We start from the raw sequence: 19966 nt of genomic DNA on the forward strand, positions 1-19966 counted from the left end.
GCGATAACGGACAGGTGATACGCTCGCATGTTCTGATCCCGTTCACATCGTCATTCCGGGATGGTCCGAAGGACCAGACCCGGAATCTCGAGATCCCGCAATTCGCAATTGCGAATTGAGGTTCGACGCTTCGCATCGCCCCCGGGATGACATTGTGCTTCACATCGGCGGCGCCAAGCCGTCGCGGCCGACGCTGACGCGGTTGGTCTCGAACGAGCCGTCGGGCAATTGCTTCATGAAGGCGATGACCTTCGCGCCGGCCTTCAGGTCCGCCTTGTCGCCGGGAACATAGGTCACGACCGGCGTATCGGGTGTGACCTCCACCTTCTTCTCGCCGTCCTTGTACTTGACCAGCAGCGTGTGACCGTCATTGCCGACGACGCTTTCGGCCACCGTCGCATTGGTCATGCTGGAATTCGGCTTGAGGTCCCAGGGCCGGGAGCCCTCGCCGGTGCCGCGCATGCTCTCCGGAAAGACATGCACCTCGACCGCCTTCGGCGTGCCGTCGGAGCCGGGCACGGTGGTCGTGCCGATGAAGGAACCGACCTTGATGTCGGACAGCGCGATCTTGGTGAGACCGAGCACCACCATGTTGCCTGCCATGTGCAGCTTGACGTCCTCGCCGCTGCGCGACTTCACCGCGAGCGTATCGCCGTCGACGCTCTCGACGGTTCCACGCACCCGCGTCGGCGTCGGCGGCTGTTGCGCGAGCGCGTAGAGCGTGGACACCGTCACCATCGCGAGCGCAATGAACGGCCGAATGAGATGGGAACGGCTGGCAGGCATAACTGATCTCCGGGAGGGAACGCGGGGGACTAACACCAGACCCCGTTCCGGAGATGCTATTCCAGGCCTCAAGTCTTTGTGAGATCGGCCTCAACAAGCGCACGCAGTTCCGGCGTGACCTGCGGACGCTGCCCGAACCACAGCTCGAAGCCGCGCACCGCCTGATGCAGCAGCATGCCGAGCCCGTCGGCGGTCTTCAGGCCGCGCGCCGTTGCAGCGGCCAGCAGCGGCGTCACCAGGGGAACATAGACGAGGTCGGCAACGACCGCGTGTTGCGGCAGCAGGCGGACATCGATCTCGAGCGCGGGCTGACCATGCATGCCGAGCGAGGTGGTATTCACCAGCAGGCCGGCGCGCGGCAGCAGCTCATCAACCTTGTCCCAGGTCGCGGGATGAACCCGCGCGCCGAATTGCCCGGCCAGCGCACGGGCGCGATCGATGCTGCGGTTGACCAGATGCACGCGCGCGATGCCGCGTTCCAGCAGGCCGAACACGACCGCGCGCGCGGAGCCTCCGGCGCCCAGCACCAGCGCCTCCTCGGCCGCGCCCCAGCCGGGCGCGCTGGCGTCGAGATTGTTGATGAAACCTTCGACATCGGTGTTGGTCGAACGCAGCTCGCCGTCGGCAAACCACAGCGTGTTCGCGGCGCCGACCGCACGGGCGCGCTCGTCCGGTGCCGATAGCGCCAGCACGCTTTCCTTGTGCGGGATGGTGACGTTGGCCCCGGCGAAGCCGCGGAGAGACAGCCGCAGCACGAAATCGCGCAAATTCTCGGGCGGCACCGCCTCGATGACGTAGCCGCCTTCGATGCCGAGCGTGCGCAGCCAGTAGTGATGAATCAGCGGCGAGCGCGAATGCGCGGCCGGCCATCCGATCAGACACGCGGCGCGGGTTTTGCTTGAGGACGTCATGATCGTGACATCGGCCAAGGCAGGCGCGCTGTCAATCCGTCCGCTTCGCGGTTGCGGCAACCAGCGCGCTGAGGGCGAACGCGGCGGCGGCGGCGAACCAGATCGCGGCGAGGTTGATCCAGCCATAGGCCAGCGCGCCGGCGAGCGCGCCCGCGACCAGCGCCGCCCACAGCAGCAGGTTCGGCAGCCAGGCCCAGCCCGCGCCGCCGGTGAGCGCGGCGGCGATCAGCTGACCGGCCTTCACCAGCGCCCCGGTGACATAGGTGAGGCCGAGCCCGGCGCCGCCTTCGAGCTGAAATACGGCGTTCTCGAGCCCCATCGCCAGCACGATGGCGGCGACCGCGGCGTTCGGCAGGCCATAGGCATAGGCCACCGCCGCCGCCGTGAGCAGCCACGCCTCGACCAGCAGGAGCAGGGGCTGGCGATGCGCCAGCGCGCTGAGCACGATCAGGCTACCGGCTGCGGCACCGGCGACGAACAGCACGATCAGCTCCAGCGCTTCCAGGGCGTGCTGCCAATGCCCCTCGGCCAGTGTCACGCCAAGCCGCGTCGAGTTGCCGCTCATGAAGGACACGAACAGCCCGCCGAGATGCAGATAGCCGATGCCGTCGACATAGCCGGCCATTGCGCTGAGCGCGCAGGCCAGCGCCAGGTTACGGCGGGATTCAAGCATGACGGTGGGAATCGCTCCCGGTGTTCAGAACGGCAATGTTCATGAAAGCAGTCGGTTTGGGAAGGAAGGGAGCGAAGCAAAGCGGCCTCGTCCGTCATTCCGGGATGGTCCGAAGGACCAGACCCGGAATCTCGAGATTCCGGGTTCGATGCTAACGCATCGCCCCGGAATGACGTAGTGCCATCAGGCCGCGTCGCGATGCGCGGCGATGATCTGGTCGGCGGCGCGGCCGGTGACCTCGGCCATGTGGTCGAACTGGCGGGTGAAGCTGCCGGCGCCGGCGGTGGCCGAGCGCAGCTCGACGATCAGCTCCCCGATTTCGGCTTCGGGCATCATGGCCCGGACGCAGTCCCAGCCGCTCCAGCCCTCGCGGGTATCGAAGCCGAGAATCTGGCCGCGCCGCGCCGACAGGATCGCGTTGATCTTGGCAGTGGCGTCGGTCGGGCAGACGATCTCGACCATGTGGATCGGCTCCAGCAAGACCGGCTGGCACTGCGGCAGACCTTCGTTGAGCCCGATCCGCGCCGCCGTACGGAAGGCGAGATCGGAGGAATCGACGCTGTGATAGGAGCCGTCGGTCAGCGTTACCTCCACGTCGGTGACGGGGAATCCGAGCGGGCCGCGCGCCAATCCGTCGACCACGCCTTCTTCCACCGCCGGGATGTAGTTGCGCGGCACCGCGCCGCCAACGACCTTCTCGTGGAATTCAAAGCCTGACCCGCGCGGCAGCGGCCTGATGTCGAGCACGACGTCGCCGAACTGACCGTGGCCGCCGGACTGCTTCTTGTGCCGCCCGCGCTGAACGATCGGCTTGCGGATGGTTTCCTGGTAGCCGATCCCGGGCGGATGCGAGGTGACCTTGACGCCGAAGCGATCGCGCAACCGCTCGCCGGCCACGCGCAGGTGCATCTCGCCCTGCCCCCACAGCACGGTGTCATGGGTGCGCGGGTTCTGGATCATCGTCAGCGAGGGATCTTCCTCGTTCAGCCGCAGCAGCGCCTGGCCGAGCTTGACATCGTCCTTGCGGTCGGTCGCGGCAATCGAGATCGACAGCACGGCCGCGGCCGGGTCGACCTTGACCAGCGAGGCCGCGGGCGGCGTCTTGCCGTTCGACACCGTGTCGCCGGTCTTGATCGCATCGAGCTTGCCGAGCGCGACAGCGTCACCGGCCTCGGCCTGCGGCCGCTTGCTGTCATGCCCGCCCGAGACCGCGAGGATGCCTGAGACGCGTCCGCTCTCGCCGCTCGAGGATTGCATCGTCGCTCCGTCGTCGAGATGGCCGGCAAGCAGCCGCGTCAGCGACAGCTTGCCGCCATGCTGCGAATGCAGTGTCTTGAAGACGTAGCCGAGCGCGTCCTTCTGATCCTTGATGCCGAGCCGATTGGCGGTCTCCGCGATGCCGGGCGCTTCGTGGCGCAGCGCCTTCATCAGGCGTAGCACGCCGTTTTCGCGCGCAGCCGAGCCCAGCAGCACCGGGCAGATCAAGCCTTCGCGCAATTCGCGGGCGAGATCGTCGAACACGGCATCGCGCGGCGGCTGGATGTCCTCGAGCAGTTGCTCCATCAGCGCATCGTCGTGATCGGCAAGCTTCTCCAGCATCGAGAAGCGGGCTTCCTTCTCGCGATCGAGATCGCCTCCTGCGAGCGCGATCACCTCGGAGGCCTTGTGCTCGCGATAGATGAAGGCGCGTTCCAGCGCGAGATCGACGAAGCCCTCGATCAACTCGTCCTTCCAGATCGGGATCTGGCGCAGCACCAGCGGCACGCGCGAGGCGGGCTGCAGCATGGCGAGCGTCTCGCGGATGCGCTCGTTGGCGCGATCGATCTTGTTCAGGAACAGGAAACGCGGGACCTTCAGCTCCTCCAGCTCGCGCAGGATGATCTGAAGCTGCGGCAGCTTCTTCTCGTCGGCCTCGCAGACCACGATTGCGGCGTCGACCGCCGGCAACGCTGCACGCATATCGTGCGCGAATTCGATCGAGCCGGGACAATCGATAAAGGTGTAGCTGTCCCCCATAAAGGTGGTGGTGGCGGCGGTCAGGCCTACGCCCATCTTGTGATGACGGGCCTCCGGCGTGGCGTCGCCGACGGAGGTTCCGGCGTCGACGCTGCCGGCGCGCGGGATTGCGCCCGTTCGCGCCAGGATTGCTTCGAGAAGTGTGGTTTTACCGCTTTGGAAAGGGCCCACCAGCGCGATGCACCGTGGACCCGGGGACTTCTGACGTCTTGTCCCATTCGCCGCCTCCTTGGTGTGGAGCTCGGCCCGTGATTGGGTCGGCGACCGTTTATGCTCTGCCTGCGTTTGGCGTTTGGCAAGCAGGAAAACGTCGCTGCGGTGCGGCGTCGCGGAAGTTTGCAATTCCGAGCCTTCGTCCGGACAATTGCGTCCGCTGCGTCAGTTCCTTCGTGCAAGTCCCGGAGCAATCTCGCGCCAACGTATCGCAAGGTCGAGCAGACGCTGCACGGCGGGCGAGACATCTTCATCGCGCCACGCAATCGTGAGCGGAGCCGACACCGCCGGCGCGGCGAGCGCGATGTAAGCCACGCCGCGACCGGTCTGCGCGCGTGCCGCGGCCTCCGGAACGAGCGACACACCGACGCCGGCGGCGATCAGGCCGATCGCGGTTTGCAGATGCAGCACCTCCTGCGCGAGCCGCGGCGTGAAACCGGCGGCCTGGCACGCGGCGACGATCAGGCCGGTGACCGAAGGCTCCGGCCGCGCCGGATAGAGCACGAAGGCATCATCGGACAATTCGGCAAGCGCAATGTCGTCCCTCTCGGCAAGCGGATGTGCGCGCGGCAACGCCGCGACATAGGGCTCCTCCAGGATCAGGCGCTGGGCAAGACCCGCCTCCGGCAATAGCGCCGGGCGTGCGAAGCCGACATCGATCCGGCGTCGCCGCAGCGCTTCGGCAATCTCGGCCGCCAGCATCTCGTCAAGCACGAGCTCGACGTCGGGACAGGCGTCGCGATAGCTGCCTATGATATCGGGCAGACCGGCGAACATCGCGGAGCCGACGAATCCGATCGCGAGCTTGCCGGCCTGTCCGCGCCCGACGCGCTGCGTGTCCGCAACCGCGGCCTCGAAATTTGCGAGCAGGGAGCGGGCGCGCGCAAGCAGCAGCTCGCCCGCCTCGGTGAGCCTGACAGGACGGCTATTCCGCTGCAGCAACGTCACGCCGAGTTCGTCCTCGAGCTGACGGATCTGCTGGCTCAGCGGCGGTTGCGCGATGTGCAGCCGCTCGGCCGCGCGGGTGAAATTCAATTCCTCGCCGAGCGCCACGAAATATCTGAGATGTCGCAATTCCATGCCGTCGGTATAGCACGCCGGCGGGTACCGTCAGTCATACGCAATAGCTCTGCAACCGTATCGAACAAGTATTGGACCGGACGCGCGAACGCGGACAGCCTGCGGCAAAGGAGTCCCCATGACGGCGCTGGAAAAAGCCTTCGCGGAAGCAGCCGCGGCAGGCATCACACAACAGAAGATCGATATCGGCGGCCTGCGCGTCAACGTCGCGCGCTTCGGCAAAGGGCCGCCGCTGCTCCTGCTTCACGGCTGGCCGGAGTTCTGGTTGGTGTGGCGCCCGCTGATGCTGCGCCTCGGCGACAGTTTTGAACTGATCGCGCCCGACTTGCGCGGCTGCGGCGACACCGGCAAGCCGACACCGGGGCCCGATGCGTCGGCCACCGCGGAGCGTCACGCGCTGGATATGTTTGCTGTCATGGACGCGCTCGGTCATGACCGCTTCGGCGTGATCGGCGGCGATCTCGGCGCCTATGTCATGCAGGCGATGTCGCATCGTCAGCCGCAGCGGCTGACCGGGACGCTCTATCTCTGCACGCCCTATCCGGGCCTCGGGCATCGCTACGGCCAGCCCGGTCACCTGATCGAGGTCTGGTATCAATACTTCCAGCAGCTGCCATGGGCCGCGCAATTGGTCGGAAGCTCGCGCGAGTCATGCCGGCTCTACTTCCGGCATTTCCTCGACCACTGGTCGGGCGACGATCCCGCGGTGTTCGGCGAGCTGCTGGAAGCCTATGTCGACAACTTCATGAAGCCGGGCAACATCCAGGGCGGGTTCGACTGGTATCTCTCGTCCGCGCCTAATCGCCGGCTCTGGCTGGAAGGCAAGCTGCCGGCGCAGCCGCGCATCGACGTGCCCTCGCGCTTTCTCTGGGGCCGCCGCGATCCGTTGATCGCGCCCGAATGGTCGGACAGGTTGAAAGACTATTGGAGCGAATCTTCGATCAGGTTCGTCGAGACCGGGCACTATGTTCACGCCGAGGCGCCCGGGATCGTTGCCGAAGAAGCAAGCGGCTTCTTCGGCAAGCTGATCAACCGCACGGACGCATGTTAGAGCATGAAGTGCGAAGCGGTTTTCCGATAAGATCATGCTTAGACGGCTTTAGCGGCCCGGACGCAGTTCCAGGCTTTCGAGTCCGGCGGCGACGTTGAGGCCGACCTGGCCCTGCACGCTGAGCGGCTGGAGCGCGATGGAGTTGTTGGAGCCGCCGACCAGAACGTTGCCGCCAAGTCCGACACCGACCGAGGCGCTGCCCTGCGCGCCCGCATAGTTGCCGGAGAGCGCACCCGGCCCGAGCCGGTCCACCGGCGCGTAGACGCCCCAGGCCAGCGCCAATTCCTGGGTGATGCCGAGATCGATGCCGACCTTCTGGATGGTCGCGATGTAACGATCCTCAGGCAGACCATTGGCGCGCAGCACGCAACCGAGATGGGTCACGGAACCGACGATGAAGCCGACGCTCGCGCCACCCCGGCATTCAAGGACGCCGACCTGCACGCGCTGGATCGGCTGTTGGGCGCTGGCGCCAACGATTGCGGTCAGCGTGGCAATGGCAGCACCGGCGAGGAAAGTGAAGCGACGCATGGTGGGAGTCTCCGGCTGAGGGGCATGACGCGAGCAGAGAACAGAACGGCGCCGTGTCTGCGGCGCCGTTCGCATCCTATGCCACAACATCGAACGTCCAGCCAGAATTTGCGGTGCCCGGCCACCGATTGTCAGAAGATGTTGCGGCGTTGCTATGTTCCTCCCGGGCCTGACGACTGATCGAGCAACGGACAGCAAACAACAGACAACAAAAAGGAGGCCCGCTTTCGCGGGCCTCTTTGATCGAACACCGACCAGCTTAGAGCGTTTTCGAGCGAAGTGGATACCGGTTCGCGTGAAGAAAACGCGTCAAAAAAATCTAGTGGTGGTGATGATGACGGTGGTGACGATGATGACGGCGCGGACCGCCGTAGGCGACCGGCTCGAGATCGATCCCGGCGATGCCGGCCGCAACGTTGAGGCCGGTCTGGCCCTGCACGCTGACCGGCTGCAGCGCATAGGCATTGTTCGGGCCGCCGAACAGGAAGTTACCGCCGGCACCGAGGCCGACCGAGGCATTGACGCCGACGCCGCCGTAGCTGCCGGCCAGCGCACCGCGCGGGAGTTGGGTGGTCGGCGCGCTCACGGCCCAAGCGAGCTGGGTCGTCGCGGTGACGCCGAGGTCGACGCCGATCCGCTTCACGGTCGCAACATAGGGCTCGGGCCGACGGCCGCCGCTCTGAAACACGCATTCGAGGCGCGCGACAGAGCCGACAACGAAGCCGACATTCTCGCCGCCCTGGCATTGCAGGACCCCGGCTTGAACCTGAGGCGCCGCGTTGGCGGTGGCGAACGGCGCCAGCAACGCAAGCGCTGCAAGGGTGAGGGTCGAAAGTCGCATTGAACTGTCTCCGCAAGGTGAACTGAATTTGCGCGGCGGACAGGAAGGAAGGCTCGTGTCCAAAACAAGGCAGTGCGCAAAGACGCCGTAAAAACTTCCCGCGTGTGGCATCGATGTTCGCACACACGCGCGTGAGGTGAGCAGGATGTGATTTGACTCGTCGAATTTACCGGCGCGCGATTTCAGCGCACAAACAAAAACGCTCCCGCACCAGGTGCGGGAGCGTTTCTTGATTTCGGATCGAACTACCGCAGATTGCCGCAGAAGCGCTGGATGCGCTTGCAAGCGTCTTCGAGGTCCGAGGTCTTGGTCGCGTAGGAGATGCGGAACGCAGGTCCCAGGCCGAAGGCCGAGCCCTGCACCACGGCGACGCCTTCGGTCTCCAGGAGCTCTGTGACGAACTGCTCGTCGTTGGAGATCACATTGCCCGACGGCGCTTTCTTGCCAATGGTGCCGGCGCAGGACGGATAGACGTAGAACGCGCCTTCGGGGCGCGGGCACTCGATGCCGCTCGCCTGGTTGAGCATGGAGACGACGAGGTCACGGCGCTCCTTGAAGACCTTGTTGTTGGCGGGAATGAACTCCTGCGGACCGTTCAACGCCTCGACCGAGGCCCATTGCGCGATCGAGCACGGGTTCGAGGTCGATTGCGACTGGATCGTCGCCATCGCCTTGATGAGATGCGCCGGACCGCCGGCATAGCCGATGCGCCAGCCGGTCATGCAATAGGCCTTGGAGACGCCGTTCACGGTGAGCGTGCGGTCGTAGAGACCAGGCTCGACCTGCGCGACGGTGGTGAACTGGAAGTCGTCGTAGACGAGATGCTCGTACATGTCGTCGGTCATCACCCAGACATGGGGATGCTTCACCAGCACGTCGGTGAGTGCTTTCAGTTCCGACCGCGTGTAGGCGGCTCCCGTCGGGTTCGACGGCGAGCACAGGATGACCCATTTGGTCTTCGGCGTGATCGCGCGCTCGAGCGCCTCTGCCTGGAGCTTGAAGCCGGTCGCCGCGGTGCAGACCACCGGCACCGGCTCGCCGCCGGCGAGCGCGACCATCTCGGGATAGCTGACCCAATAGGGCGCGGGAATGATCACCTCGTCGCCCGGATTGATGGTCGCCATCAACGCGTTGTAGAGCACCTGCTTGCCGCCGGTGCCGACGATGATCTGGTTCGGCTTGTAGGCGACGCCGTTCTCGCGCTGAAACTTGGCGATGATGGCTTCCTTCAGCTCGGGGATGCCGTCCACCGCGGTGTACTTGGTCTTGCCGGCCTCGATGGCGTGGATCGCCGCCAGCTTGATGTTGGCGGGCGTGTCGAAGTCGGGCTCGCCGGCGCCGAGGCCGATGACGTTGCGGCCAGCCGCTTTCAGCGCGCGTGCTTTATCCGTGACCGCGATGGTCGCGGACGGCTTCACACGGTCGAGCGCAGCGGCAAGGAAGGACATCATCATCTCCTGGCGAGCGTCGTGAGCCGTAGGGCCACGACTTGATTTGAATGGGATCGCGGCACCCTAGGCCTGTCGCCGCTGCACCGCAAGAAGCTTGGCGGTAAAGCACGAAAACTTTCGCGCATGGCTCGCGGCGCACGCAATTTTCCGCAAGTTCCGGCACCGGATGACTCATATCCGGCAAGCCCGCTCCGGTCTTGCCGGCGGGGCCTTCGGCGGCATGCGCCGGCGCGGATTGCTCCGAGGACAATGCCGCGCGGCACCCGCCTGACAGCGCTAACGGCGGGTCGTCAACGCAGCCCGGCGCGTCGTGCCGCCAAGGATGGCGCGTTAAGGTTTGTAATTTCAGCGCGCCGGCCATGGTCGCGACCTGGCCATCGACCGGCACCGTGCAGAGCGTCGCGCAGGCGTGATCCGAGTTGTTCTGCCGTGTGGATGGAATCGTTCTGCACGTGTGCAGTGCAGTAGACGTTTCGACTTTTTCCACATTGCAGGGCTTGCGACGCACCCCCGCCAGCATCATTGTTTAGCGGCGTTGCGGTGTGACAGGCCGCGCAATTTTTAAAGCGTACCGTCTCCCTGACCGAGTGAACCACGACGCAATGTACAAGCTCTATTCGATGCAACGCTCGGGCAACAGCTACAAGGTCCGCCTTGCGCTGGCGCTGCTCAACCTGCCTTACGAAGCGGTGGAGGTGGACATCCTGCGCGGCGAGAGCCGCACGCCGGACTTTCTCAGCAAGAACCCGTCGGGACAGGTGCCGCTGCTCGAGGTCGGCGAGGGCCGCTATCTCGCCGAGTCCAATGCCATCCTCTGGTACGTCGCCGTCGGCACGCCGCTGGCGCCGGAAAACCGCATCGATCGCGCCGAGGCGCTGCAATGGATGTTCTTCGAGCAGCACGCGCTCGAGCCGAACATCGGCGCCGCCTATTTCTGGCTGTCGCTGGTCAAGGGCGGCCGCGATCTCCAGACCCATTCGCTGGAGGACTGGATGGAGCGCGGCTATGGCGCGCTCCAGGTGATGGAGAACCATCTCAAGACCAACGCCTACTTCGCCGCGCGCCAGCTCACGGTCGCCGACATCGCGCTGTATGGCTACACCCACCTCGCCGACCGCTGCGACTTCGATCTTTCCACCTTCCCGGCGATCCGGGACTGGCTCGAGCGCGTCGAGCAGACCCCCGGATTTGTCTCGATGGACTGGCAGCCTGGTACCGAGGCCGAGCCTGAGCCCCGCCTCGCGGCCGGCGTCTGAACGGCCGGGTGTGAATCCAGGGAATAACGGGGAAACTGCCCAAATAGCGGGCAAAACCCGCACCGCCGCCGTATTTTAGCCATTTTTGGACGGTGCCGCCGCCGCAATGTTGCCGGTGACAACCGGCAGATTCACGCAGATGTCGCGAGTGATTCGCTCGCGGCCTGAGGGATTTAGACCATGAAACGGTGGTCCGGCACGGCAGGCTTCGATGGCCGCCCTGCCCCGGTGGCATCATCCCGGCTGACGAACGCGATCGCCGCGTCGCTCGCGCTTGGCGCGCTGACGTTGTGCCTGGTCGTCGCCGTGACCGTGCTGTCGAGCAACGTCACCATGGCAACGGCGATCCCGGCGTAATCAAGCAATTTCCGGTTGGCACCTGATCCGCGGCAAGGCGCGGGAGAGACAGCGGCGCGACATGATGAAGACCCCCGTCGGACTGGTGACCGTGACGCTGTCGGCGGCGATCCTGCTGGCGGCATCGCTCCTGATCGTGACCGGCACGCAAGGCGAAGACCACGCACGCCCCGCGCATGTCACGATGCCGGCCGCCAGGCCGGCCCCGCATCACTAAAGCATGATCCGGAAAAGTGCGAAGCGGTTTTCCGAAAAGATCATGCTCAAACAAAGAGCTAAGGCGCGATGACGATTCAACCTAATCTCATCGCGCTTTAGCTCAGGCGCAAAGCGCATTAGCCCCATTTGTGGAAGATCAGAAACGCCCCGGCGGCGATGAAGGCGAATCCGAGCGCGTGATTCCAGCCCAGCGGCTCCTTCAGGTACAACACCGAGAAGGCGGCGAACACCACCAGCGTGATCACCTCCTGCATGGTCTTGAGCTGCGCCGCCGAGTAGACCGCGCTGCCCCAGCGATTGGCCGGCACCGCCAGCCAGTACTCGAAGAAGGCGATGCCCCAGCTCACCAGGATGACGATGGGGAGCGAGTGGTCCTTGAACTTGAGATGGCCGTACCAGGCGAAGGTCATGAAGACGTTCGAGGCGAACAGCATCAGGATCGGCAGCAGCGAAGGCGAAATGGCGGGCATCGAATGTCCTCTTGCAAGCAAAGCACGCGGTAACCCGCAGGCACGGAACCGGGTTCCGCGCCGATCTGCATACCATTTGATTTGAAAGCAGCGAAAGCTGGTTCGGCCCCCGCAACGCCCGCTTAACGGTCGGGACGGAAATGCCGGCGCGGTTGCGGCCCTGTCGTCAAACTGCGGCTTTATCCTTCGTTTGACAGATAGCGAGAACGGGCATGCGGTTCGACTGGCGTGCAATTTCAGGTCCGGCCCTGACGGCGATCACGGCATCCGCCGCCTTCCTGATCGATCGCCTCGTTGTCGCCGTCCCCAATCCCGCGCCGCTGTTCGTCTGCATCGTGGCGCTTGCGAGCTCGATCAGCGGCATCACCTCCGGGCTGATCTCCGCCGCGATCGCGGTGGCTGCCTCGGCGCTGTTCTTCCTCGATCATCGCGCGCTGCCCGGTTACGACACCGCCGACGTCGCGCGGATGCTGATGCTGGCAGCGACCGCGGCCGGCACCGCCGTGATCACCGGAATGCTGCGGCAGAAATGGATCGACGCCTTTGCCGCGGACCAGCAGCATCACGCCACCGCGGAGCGGCTCGCGGCCGCGCTCGACCAGGTCGATATCGGCATCGTGCTGCTCGATGCCGAGACCCGGGCCGAATTCATCAACCGCGCGTTCCGCGATTATTTTGCGGTGCCGGACGTGATCGCCGAAAGCAAGCCGCCCTTCATCGCGCTGATGTATCACGGCCGCGACACCGGCGCCTATGAACTGCCGGAAGACGAGTTGAGCGCGTTCATCGCCGAGCGCATCGCGATGATGCGCGCCGGCGACTCCACGCCGATCAATCTCAACCTCGCCGACGGCAAGGTGCTGCGCTTCAGCTGCACCGCGCTGCCGGACGGCGGCCGCATGCTGAGCTACACGCCGGTCACCGACCTCGTGCGGCACACCGACGATCCCGCGAAGGCCGAGGAATACCGGGCGCAGCGCGCCGGGCGCGAGCGCCATCTGGCGCGGCTGCTGCGCGCCGCCGAGTGAGGCGCGGCCTCGTCCGCAATTGATCCTGCGAGATAGCGACGGTAGAATCTTGCGAGCGGTGCGGAGGCATCGCCCGCAACGCAGGATCATCCAGGAATCTCCATGGCCGACGACGTCACCATCCGCTTCGTCACCCGCGACGACTACGCCGAGTGGCTTCCTCTGTGGGACGGCTACAACGCCTTCTACGGCCGCTCGGGCCCGACCGCCCTGGCGCCCGAGATTACGAAGATGACGTGGCAGCGCTTCTTCGATGCCTATGAGCCGATGCATGCGCTGGTGGCCGAGGACGACGGCCGCCTGCTCGGGCTGACGCATTATCTGTTTCATCGCAGCACCACCGCGATCGAGCCGTCCTGCTATTTGCAGGACCTGTTCACGCTCGAATCCGCGCGCGGCAAGGGCGTTGGCCGCGCGTTGATCAACGGCGTCTACGCGCAGGCGAGGCTCGCGGGATCGCCACGCGTCTACTGGCAGACGCATGAGACCAACCACACCGCGATGCAGCTTTATGACAAGGTCGCGGACAAGCCGGGCTTCGTCATCTATCGCAAGATGGTCTGAGCCCGCATCCGCGCCTGTGGATTGAACAGAGGTGTCACCGGCACGTTACAAAGCCCGGCTAGGCTTCCGCTCGCGCAGATCAGGCCCCCCGTCTCAGATCTTCGCCAAGCGGTCCCCGTCAGTCGCCGCGTCTGACCGGGACCGCTTTTTTTGCGGCATCTCATTTTGCGACACCGCCATGCGTGATCGGCGGTAGGACGGCACCTTGCCGGGCTCGGGGCAGCGCGTCACAATCCGCGACATCCCTCGCCTATCCCACAGGATTGTCCCATGGAAATTCGCAATCTCGGCGCTTCCGGCCTTCGCGTGTCTGCGGTCGGGCTCGGCTGCAACAATTTCGGCCAGCGCACGGATCTGGAGACCTCGCGCAAGGTGATCCATCGCGCGCTCGATCTCGGCATCACGCTGTTCGACACCGCCGACATCTATGCCGGGATGGGCGGCTCGGAGACGGTGCTCGGCACCGTGCTCGGCGACCGCCGCAAGGACATCGTGCTCGCCACCAAATATGCCAAGCCGATGGCGACCGACGGCACCAGGCAGGGCGCCTCGCGCCGCTACATCATGGATGCGGTCGAGGCGAGCCTGAGGCGGCTCAAGACCGACTACATCGACCTCTACCAGCAGCACGATTATGATCCGCTGACGCCGATGGAAGAGACGTTGCGTGCACTCGACGATCTCATCCGGCAAGGCAAGGTGCGCTACATCGGCAACTCCAACTTCCCGGCCTGGCGGATCGCGGAAGCCGAGTTCACCGCACGCGCGATGAATGTCAGCCGCTTCGTCTCCTGCCAGGACGAATACTCCCTGCTGGTTCGCGACATCGAGAAGGACCTGCTGCCGGCTGCGCAAGAGTACAGGCTCGGCCTGCTGCCGTTCTTCCCGCTCGCGAGCGGCCTGCTGACGGGCAAGTACCAGCGCGGCGCGGCGGCACCCGCCGACACCCGTTTCGCCAAGGCGCCGGCGCTGCGCGACCGTTATGTCACGCCGCGCAACGAGGACATGGTCGAGAAGCTCCAGGCCTTCGCCAAGTCGCGCGGCCGTTCGATGCTGGAGCTCGCCTTCTCCTGGCTCGCCGCGCGCCCGCAGGTGTCGAGCGTAATCGCAGGCGCCACGCGCGTCGAGCAGATCGAGGAGAACGTGAAGGCGATCGCCTGGAAACTCAGCGCGGATGAGATGGCGGAGATCGATGGGATAACGAAGGGGTAGCCCCGCTGGAGCTGCATTCACAACGGTCGTCCCGGCGAAAGCCGGGACCCATAACCACAAATCTTCGTGGTTGCGCCGCGCTGTGGCTCCAGTGCGTTCCAACAATCATCAGCGGTGGTAATGGGTCCCGGCCTGCGCCGGGACGACGCCGAGTATGTGACTGCCGCTTACACCACCAGCCCCTTCATCGGCTTCACCGGGGCGCTATCCGGAAACACCGTCTCCGCCAGCACGCGGTCGGACAGGCCGAACTGGTCCTGTAGCACGCCCTTGATCACGGAGCGCAGGTCCGTCGTCGGCTTGAGGTCGCGGGCCTCGTGGAGGTTGGCGAGCTTGAGGCCAGGCCAGTCGGCGATGACGCGGCCGCCCTTCACCGCGCCGCCGGCGAGCAGCGCGATCGTTCCCGTGCCGTGATCGGTGCCGTCGGTGCCGTTGATGCGCGCGGTGCGGCCGAATTCGGTGGCGACGACGATCACCGTGTCGCGCCAGCGCGCGCCGAGGCCGCTCTGGAATTCCGCCAGCGCGCCGTCGAGACCGCCGAGCAGCTGCGCGAGCCGGCCGACAGGGCCGCCTTCATTGGCATGCGTGTCCCAGCCGTCGAAGGCGAGCGCGGCGATGCGCGGGCCGTCATCGGCCGCCATCAGCTTCGCGGCGCCGCGCGCCACGAGGCGCATCGCCGCCACGCCGCCCGCCCCGGGCTTCGGCTTCATCTCCTCGCCCTGCGCCTGCTTCTCGAGCTGCAAGCCTTGCGTCAGCGCGCTAGCCAGCGCCGGATCGCGATGCTGATAGAGATCGAGCAGCCGCATCGCGGTGTCGTCATCCGCCTGCGGCAGCGCCACCGGCGCCCAGCCGACGGTCGGCGCGTTGCCACGCAGCACCAGCGGCGTGGTCGGTCCGACGGCGAGACCGCTCGACACGCGTTCGCCGCGCGGCAGCGCTTCCAGCGCGCGGTTGAGCCAGCCGGACTGCACGCGGCCCGGGCCGGCAAAGCCGCTTTCGAGCACGTCCTGGCCGTCGAAATGCGAGCGGTCGCGGTAGGGCGTCGCCACCGCGTGAACAACTGCCGCATGCCTGTCGCGATACATGCGCGCGAATTCCGGCATCGCCGGATGCAGCGCGAAGAAGGAATCGAGCATCACGGCCGCGTTCGGACCATCGGCCCTCAGCGCGATCGAGCCGTGCAGGCCGGCATAGTCGGGGTCGCCGATCGGCCCGACGGTCGAGAGACCGTCGAGCGCACCGCGCAGGATGATGGTGACGAAGCGCGGATCGCGACCATCGGCGGCCCGCGCGAATTTCGGCAGGTAAGCCCAGGCCGCAAACGAGGCGCCGCCGAGCAGCAGCGCGCGCCGCGACGTCGCCTGCAGTATCAGGCTCTCGGAGCATTCCATCGTCATCTCCTCTGCATTTCCGGCGACATCAACAGCAGCGCCAGCGCCTGCTGTCGCGACTCCGCACGCTCGATGGTTCGCCGCGTCTCGGTCGAGGCTGCGTCGGCGGCAATGAGCTCGAGCAGGTCGCGCGGGTCGAACCGGTCGGCGAGCTGGGAGGCAAGCTGCGCCGAGATGTCGAGCCTGAGCTTGACGCCTTCAGGTGCCGCCCAGGCCGCGGCGGTGTCCAGAAAACCGTTCGGCCCGGCCGGCGACCACAAGGGCTGGCCCAGCACATTGAGGCCATTGAGATAGCGGCCCGGATCCTCCGGATTGCGCGCCAGCAGGCGGCCGGAGGCGACCAGGAACTCGTAAGGCGAACGCATCTTTGTCAGCGGCGGCTGCCAGGCCTCGCTGGACTCAACGAGCGCGGTGGCCAGCGCCCTGAGATCGCCGTCCGTTTTCGTGAACGTATCCTGCAGCCTCGCCACCAGCGCCGGCGGCGGATCGTCGGCGACGAAGTGGCGCGCGAACTTGGTCGCGATGAATTTTGCGGTCGAGGGATGCCCCGCGATGTCCGACAGCACCGCCTCGCCCTGCGCGACGCCGGCCTGCGCGTAGGTCTTGCCGAGCACCTGCTGCGGTCCGGGCTGGTGCGCATTGGCATTGAACACGAAGCTGCCGGGCGTGCCGAGCTGCCCACGCCGGCCGGCAAAGGTCCAGCCGGTGATGATGCGCGCGAGCGAGGTGACGTCGCCTTGCGTGTAGCCGCCGCCGACGCCGAGCGTATGCAGCTCCATGATCTCGCGCGCGAGATTTTCGTTCAGCCCGCGCTTGCGGTTCTGCCCGGCGCGCGAATCCGGTCCTAACGATTGCTGGTTGTCGAGAAAGAACAGCATCGCGGGATGCTGCTCGACCGCCCTCAGCATGTCGGCGAAGCGCCCGAGCACGTGCGGCCTGATCGCCTCGCGCTCGAACGCACCTGCCCAGATCCGTGTCAGCTCGCCCTTGCTGGCGGAGATGCAGAAATGGTTGGACCAGAACGCGACGAGCCGTTCGACGAAGCCGCAATCGGCGACCACGCCGCGCTGCAGCCGCGCCAGCGCCTCGGCACGGAATGTCTTCTGGATGATGTTGAGCGGTTGCGCCGGCGGCTTCGGCGGACCAGCCACCGTCTGCGTCGTCGGAGGCTGCATCGTCGCGGACGGCGTCATCGCCGCATTGGCGCCATCGGCGGCCTGCGCCTGCATCGTCGGATCTTTCCCGGCGATCTCCTTGGCCGCAGTGGACAGCGACAGATTGCGCCGCTGCGGCGACTTCGTGTCCGGGCCCTGCGGCGGTGTCTCGCTCGCGCCCTGCTGCGCGGCCTTCGCGGCATTGCGTGCTTGCTGGATCTCGAACTGATAGTCGAACACCTGCTTGCCGAGCTCCGGCGTCGAGAGCAGGCCCGGCACTTCGAGCAGCGCGCCGTTCGGACGCGCCAGTTCCGCCAGCACGAAACCGCGCGGATCGGAGGCCGCGTTGATGAAGTCGCCGGACGCCCCGCCGCGGGCGCCAAACCCAAACCGGTTCAGGGCAGTCAGCGCGGCTTGCGAATCACGGGCCATCAGAATTCCCTTAACGGCCTATCCCGGCTATATCAATTGCCTGGCATCATAGCGCGGTCCGGGATGAACCCGAGATTAATTCGCGCATTAAATCGCGGTTAGAATGGACCTCTCGTCAAACGATCGTCCCGAACAAGCTTCGCCACGCAGGCTTGCCTGCACGGCATGCGGCAGCGAATTTTCCTGCTCGCTCACGGGAGCATGCTGGTGCTCCGATGAGAGTTTTCGCCTGCCTATGCCGACCGACGGCGACGACTGCCTGTGCCCCGCATGCTTGCGGAAGCTCGCGGAACAGCAAGCAGCGGTGAGCGCGACGTGAACACACGCTGGACCGTCGACGCCGTCCTGCTCGACATGGACGGTACCTTGCTCGACACCGAGAAGGTCTATTTCGACAGCCTGGTCGCGGCGCTGAATGTGTGCGGCTACACCGACGACATCGTCGCGCTGTGCCATTCCATGGTCGGCCTTCCCGGCCCGGTCTGCGAGGCGATGCTGCGCGATCATTACGGCGTGGCGTTTCCACTCGCCGAGGTCAACCAAGCGTTTCTCGAACATCGCGATGAGATGATGCGGTCGGGCCTGCCGCTCAAGCCCGGCACGCTGGCTCTGCTCGATGCGCTCGCGCTTGCGGAGCGCCCGATAGCGATCGTCACCTCGTCGTCACGCCGTTCGGCCGAGCGCAACCTGACGCTTGCCGGCATCCGCAATCGTTTCGACACGCTGCTGACGCTTGACGATGTCGCGCAGGGCAAGCCGGATCCCGAGCTCTATCTCAAGGCCGCCGCGCGGCTCGGCGTGACGCCGGCATCCTGCATCGCCGTGGAAGACTCCAACCACGGCGTCGCCGCCGCCCACGCCGCCGGCGCGATCACGCTGATGGTGCCGGACATGGCGCCGCCGACCGACGAGACCCGTGCGAAATGCGCAGCCGTGTTGCCGGACCTCAACGCCGTGCTGGCGCTGCTGCAGGAGCGCGGCGCGCTTTAGCCATCATCGTCGGCTTTTGACCTAACCCGGACATATCCGCACGCTCGCGGAGCGTCCATCGGCTGATTGCTACGGCCGCGCCAGATTGAACCTTCAGCACGGCACCGGTGGCAGCGCTATTGCTATTTCGTGAATCTGGGCCTTGTGGATGTCGGCGGCGTTGGCGCCGCGGGCTGAAGATTGAACGTCAGCCAGACGTTCCAGCCTGCTGGCCGATTTTCATTGGCGAATTCGCCGTAGCCCTTCAGGTTCAGATATCCCTGCATGTCTCCGACCGGGAAAATGTAGCCGACCTGCGGGCCGACGCCGGCCACGCGCGACCGGAAGCAGCCGACGCGATCGCCGGAGCCGCTGTCGCAGCCGAGCTGCTGATAGAGGTAACCGACGAGGCCGACCTGCCATTGCTTGGTCAGGAATTGCGATGCGCCCCAGTCGAGGTGCATGTCGACGCCGCTTTGATATTGAGTGGCGGGGTTGACGAAGTTGTAGGTGAATCCCAGCACCGTCGAAAATTCATGCCCGGTCTTTGGATCGAAATAGGTGTAGCCGCCGCCCGCGTCGATCGCCCAGTGCCCAAGCCCCAAATTCGCCAGGCGGCCCGACTGATAGGCGCCGACCGGAAGGTCGGCGGTGATGTACGTCATGTAATTGTTGACACCGGCATTCCAGCGCAGCGCGAACTGCGGGATCAGGTCGCCGAACGCAATGAGCGAGCTGTCGATGCTGTCAAACCGGGAGAAGGGGAACGTGGCGCCGCCCGGTCCCGTCAATGTCCCAACGAGCGATCCCGCCAGCGATGTCGAGTTGGACCCGTAGGTCGCCAACAGGCTGGCAGAGGCCTGACCGCCCAGCACGGGTGTTGCAAAGGTGTAGGTTCCGGCCACAAGACCAAGGTTCACATTCGCATTGACGTTCGCGTTCACGTTCGCCGTCAGATTCGCGGGAAAGCGACCAAGCGTGATTTCGCGCGACCGCGCCACGTCGCCGCCGGCGGAAACAGAGGTGTGATAGTAAACCGAGGTCACCGACCAGCCCGGCGCCTGCTGAGGAACAGCCGCGAGGCTGCCAAAAAATCCGGGTAGCCAAAAGCTGATGCCATTTTCGTCGGCGCGAGCCGCTTGGGTGGAAAGCACCAGCAGAGCGGCAAGCGCCCCAACACTCAAATGCCACTGCGAAAAAAACCTGCGTCCCAGATTCGGTTTAAAGTACCGCATCGCCGATTCCCCGACTCTCGCGATCCCACCATTGCTCCGGCGGGGTAGAAACTCGGAAAGAATAAGCTGACGCCGCCGTTCGTCCACGCGAATTCGGCATATTTGAGTTCAGCCGGAGGTTTATTG

The 19966-nt window shown here is 65.6% G+C and carries 21 protein-coding genes; 9 read left to right on the forward strand and 12 right to left on the reverse strand.

The annotated features are described in order from the left end of the window. Positions 1–159 precede the first annotated feature (159 nt). The 5 genes from RX327_RS34310 to RX327_RS34330 form a co-directional block, all read right to left on the reverse strand. Entirely contained in the window at positions 160–738 is a 579-nt protein-coding gene (locus tag RX327_RS34310) for a hypothetical protein (RefSeq protein WP_317251392.1), read from the reverse strand. 116 nt (positions 739–854) lie between these two features. Then, on the reverse strand, positions 855–1697 hold the full coding sequence (locus RX327_RS34315; RefSeq protein ID WP_317248531.1) for a shikimate dehydrogenase: 843 nt from the start codon (positions 1695–1697) through the stop codon (positions 855–857). Positions 1698–1728: 31 nt separating this feature from the next. After that, the gene (locus RX327_RS34320; protein WP_028336070.1) at positions 1729–2370 is read right to left on the reverse strand and encodes a YoaK family protein; all 642 of its coding nucleotides are present in this window, start codon (positions 2368–2370) and stop codon (positions 1729–1731) included. A 183-nt stretch (positions 2371–2553) separates the two neighbouring features. Next, positions 2554–4557, reverse strand: coding sequence for an elongation factor G (locus tag RX327_RS34325; protein WP_410712110.1), 2004 nt, complete (start codon positions 4555–4557; stop codon positions 2554–2556). A gap of 207 nt (positions 4558–4764) precedes the next feature. Further along, entirely contained in the window at positions 4765–5679 is a 915-nt protein-coding gene (locus tag RX327_RS34330) for a LysR substrate-binding domain-containing protein (RefSeq protein WP_050382792.1), read from the reverse strand. A gap of 118 nt (positions 5680–5797) precedes the next feature. Here RX327_RS34330 and RX327_RS34335 point away from each other — a divergent pair, with 118 nt between their 5' ends. Beyond that, positions 5798–6730 (forward strand): alpha/beta fold hydrolase, encoded by a 933-nt coding sequence (locus RX327_RS34335; protein WP_050382795.1) that lies wholly within the window; start codon positions 5798–5800, stop codon positions 6728–6730. 48 nt (positions 6731–6778) lie between these two features. Here the strand turns inward: RX327_RS34335 and RX327_RS34340 are convergent, their stop codons facing one another. The 3 genes from RX327_RS34340 to RX327_RS34350 all read right to left on the reverse strand — a co-directional run bounded on the left by RX327_RS34340 (position 6779) and on the right by RX327_RS34350 (position 9550). Beyond that, positions 6779–7261, reverse strand: coding sequence for a DUF992 domain-containing protein (locus RX327_RS34340; protein ID WP_317248532.1), 483 nt, complete (start codon positions 7259–7261; stop codon positions 6779–6781). 319 nt (positions 7262–7580) lie between these two features. Further along, on the reverse strand, positions 7581–8102 hold the full coding sequence (locus RX327_RS34345; RefSeq protein ID WP_057015953.1) for a DUF992 domain-containing protein: 522 nt from the start codon (positions 8100–8102) through the stop codon (positions 7581–7583). A gap of 245 nt (positions 8103–8347) precedes the next feature. Further along, a complete protein-coding gene (locus tag RX327_RS34350; RefSeq protein ID WP_028176678.1) occupies positions 8348–9550 on the reverse strand; it encodes a pyridoxal phosphate-dependent aminotransferase in 1203 nt (400 codons plus the stop codon). A gap of 605 nt (positions 9551–10155) precedes the next feature. On the opposite strand from RX327_RS34350, the gene RX327_RS34355 reads away from it, so the two are divergent. The 3 genes from RX327_RS34355 (at position 10156) to RX327_RS34365 (ending at position 11383) form a co-directional block, all read left to right on the forward strand. After that, a complete protein-coding gene (locus RX327_RS34355) occupies positions 10156–10809 on the forward strand; it encodes a glutathione S-transferase family protein (RefSeq protein WP_317248534.1) in 654 nt (217 codons plus the stop codon). Between the two features lie 180 nt (positions 10810–10989). Further along, positions 10990–11166: a hypothetical protein gene (locus RX327_RS34360; RefSeq protein ID WP_016846694.1), complete on the forward strand. Its 177-nt coding sequence runs from the start codon at positions 10990–10992 to the stop codon at positions 11164–11166. A gap of 61 nt (positions 11167–11227) precedes the next feature. Then, positions 11228–11383 carry a hypothetical protein gene (locus tag RX327_RS34365; protein WP_167350367.1) on the forward strand — a complete coding sequence of 52 codons (156 nt, stop codon included), beginning with the start codon at positions 11228–11230 and terminating at the stop codon, positions 11381–11383. Between the two features lie 118 nt (positions 11384–11501). Here the strand turns inward: RX327_RS34365 and RX327_RS34370 are convergent, their stop codons facing one another. Further along, positions 11502–11855 carry a DMT family protein gene (locus RX327_RS34370; protein ID WP_028336063.1) on the reverse strand — a complete coding sequence of 118 codons (354 nt, stop codon included), beginning with the start codon at positions 11853–11855 and terminating at the stop codon, positions 11502–11504. A gap of 212 nt (positions 11856–12067) precedes the next feature. Between RX327_RS34370 and RX327_RS34375 the strand changes: the two genes are divergently transcribed. From RX327_RS34375 to RX327_RS34385, 3 genes are all read left to right on the forward strand, one after another. Then, complete coding sequence (locus RX327_RS34375; RefSeq protein WP_317248535.1) at positions 12068–12883, forward strand: PAS domain-containing protein; 816 nt, start codon at positions 12068–12070, stop codon at positions 12881–12883. Between the two features lie 102 nt (positions 12884–12985). Next, entirely contained in the window at positions 12986–13447 is a 462-nt protein-coding gene (locus RX327_RS34380) for a GNAT family N-acetyltransferase (RefSeq protein WP_317248536.1), read from the forward strand. Between the two features lie 270 nt (positions 13448–13717). Next, positions 13718–14659, forward strand: a complete 942-nt coding sequence (locus RX327_RS34385) for an aldo/keto reductase (protein ID WP_317248537.1) — start codon at positions 13718–13720, stop codon at positions 14657–14659. A gap of 167 nt (positions 14660–14826) precedes the next feature. Here RX327_RS34385 and RX327_RS34390 read toward each other — a convergent pair whose 3' ends face one another. After that, positions 14827–16056 carry a DUF1501 domain-containing protein gene (locus RX327_RS34390; RefSeq protein ID WP_317248538.1) on the reverse strand — a complete coding sequence of 410 codons (1230 nt, stop codon included), beginning with the start codon at positions 16054–16056 and terminating at the stop codon, positions 14827–14829. Continuing rightward, on the reverse strand, positions 16053–17636 hold the full coding sequence (locus tag RX327_RS34395) for a DUF1800 family protein (RefSeq protein ID WP_317248539.1): 1584 nt from the start codon (positions 17634–17636) through the stop codon (positions 16053–16055). The genes RX327_RS34390 and RX327_RS34395 overlap by 4 nt, the downstream gene beginning before the upstream one ends. A gap of 103 nt (positions 17637–17739) precedes the next feature. On the opposite strand from RX327_RS34395, the gene RX327_RS34400 reads away from it, so the two are divergent. Together RX327_RS34400 and RX327_RS34405 are read left to right on the forward strand one after the other, a co-directional pair. Continuing rightward, on the forward strand, positions 17740–17955 hold the full coding sequence (locus RX327_RS34400; protein WP_080667166.1) for a cysteine-rich CWC family protein: 216 nt from the start codon (positions 17740–17742) through the stop codon (positions 17953–17955). Further along, a complete protein-coding gene (locus RX327_RS34405) occupies positions 17952–18626 on the forward strand; it encodes an HAD family phosphatase (RefSeq protein ID WP_317248540.1) in 675 nt (224 codons plus the stop codon). The genes RX327_RS34400 and RX327_RS34405 overlap by 4 nt, the downstream gene beginning before the upstream one ends. Before the next feature lie 122 nt (positions 18627–18748). Here the strand turns inward: RX327_RS34405 and RX327_RS34410 are convergent, their stop codons facing one another. Continuing rightward, a complete protein-coding gene (locus tag RX327_RS34410) occupies positions 18749–19840 on the reverse strand; it encodes a transporter (protein ID WP_244481693.1) in 1092 nt (363 codons plus the stop codon). Between the last annotated feature and the right edge of the window lie 126 nt (positions 19841–19966).

This window comes from Bradyrhizobium sp. BEA-2-5, assembly GCF_032918025.1.
GTDB lineage: Bacteria > Pseudomonadota > Alphaproteobacteria > Rhizobiales > Xanthobacteraceae > Bradyrhizobium > Bradyrhizobium pachyrhizi.

What these genes read in the sequence shown, in the direction of transcription:
- RX327_RS34310 (WP_317251392.1), bottom strand. Translation starts at nt 738, where the DNA reads ATGGTGACGGTGTCCACGCTCTACGCGCTCGCGCAACAGCCGCCGACG.
- RX327_RS34315 (WP_317248531.1), bottom strand. Translation starts at nt 1,697, where the DNA reads ATGACGTCCTCAAGCAAAACCCGCGCCGCGTGTCTGATCGGATGGCCG.
- RX327_RS34320 (WP_028336070.1), bottom strand. Translation starts at nt 2,370, where the DNA reads ATGCTTGAATCCCGCCGTAACCTGGCGCTGGCCTGCGCGCTCAGCGCA.
- RX327_RS34330 (WP_050382792.1), bottom strand. Translation starts at nt 5,679, where the DNA reads ATGGAATTGCGACATCTCAGATATTTCGTGGCGCTCGGCGAGGAATTG.
- RX327_RS34335 (WP_050382795.1), top strand. Translation starts at nt 5,798, where the DNA reads ATGACGGCGCTGGAAAAAGCCTTCGCGGAAGCAGCCGCGGCAGGCATC.
- RX327_RS34340 (WP_317248532.1), bottom strand. Translation starts at nt 7,261, where the DNA reads ATGCGTCGCTTCACTTTCCTCGCCGGTGCTGCCATTGCCACGCTGACC.
- RX327_RS34345 (WP_057015953.1), bottom strand. Translation starts at nt 8,102, where the DNA reads ATGCGACTTTCGACCCTCACCCTTGCAGCGCTTGCGTTGCTGGCGCCG.
- RX327_RS34350 (WP_028176678.1), bottom strand. Translation starts at nt 9,550, where the DNA reads ATGTCCTTCCTTGCCGCTGCGCTCGACCGTGTGAAGCCGTCCGCGACC.
- RX327_RS34355 (WP_317248534.1), top strand. Translation starts at nt 10,156, where the DNA reads ATGTACAAGCTCTATTCGATGCAACGCTCGGGCAACAGCTACAAGGTC.
- RX327_RS34360 (WP_016846694.1), top strand. Translation starts at nt 10,990, where the DNA reads ATGAAACGGTGGTCCGGCACGGCAGGCTTCGATGGCCGCCCTGCCCCG.
- RX327_RS34365 (WP_167350367.1), top strand. Translation starts at nt 11,228, where the DNA reads ATGATGAAGACCCCCGTCGGACTGGTGACCGTGACGCTGTCGGCGGCG.
- RX327_RS34370 (WP_028336063.1), bottom strand. Translation starts at nt 11,855, where the DNA reads ATGCCCGCCATTTCGCCTTCGCTGCTGCCGATCCTGATGCTGTTCGCC.
- RX327_RS34375 (WP_317248535.1), top strand. Translation starts at nt 12,068, where the DNA reads ATGCGGTTCGACTGGCGTGCAATTTCAGGTCCGGCCCTGACGGCGATC.
- RX327_RS34380 (WP_317248536.1), top strand. Translation starts at nt 12,986, where the DNA reads ATGGCCGACGACGTCACCATCCGCTTCGTCACCCGCGACGACTACGCC.
- RX327_RS34385 (WP_317248537.1), top strand. Translation starts at nt 13,718, where the DNA reads ATGGAAATTCGCAATCTCGGCGCTTCCGGCCTTCGCGTGTCTGCGGTC.
- RX327_RS34390 (WP_317248538.1), bottom strand. Translation starts at nt 16,056, where the DNA reads ATGACGATGGAATGCTCCGAGAGCCTGATACTGCAGGCGACGTCGCGG.
- RX327_RS34395 (WP_317248539.1), bottom strand. Translation starts at nt 17,636, where the DNA reads ATGGCCCGTGATTCGCAAGCCGCGCTGACTGCCCTGAACCGGTTTGGG.
- RX327_RS34400 (WP_080667166.1), top strand. Translation starts at nt 17,740, where the DNA reads ATGGACCTCTCGTCAAACGATCGTCCCGAACAAGCTTCGCCACGCAGG.
- RX327_RS34410 (WP_244481693.1), bottom strand. Translation starts at nt 19,840, where the DNA reads ATGCGGTACTTTAAACCGAATCTGGGACGCAGGTTTTTTTCGCAGTGG.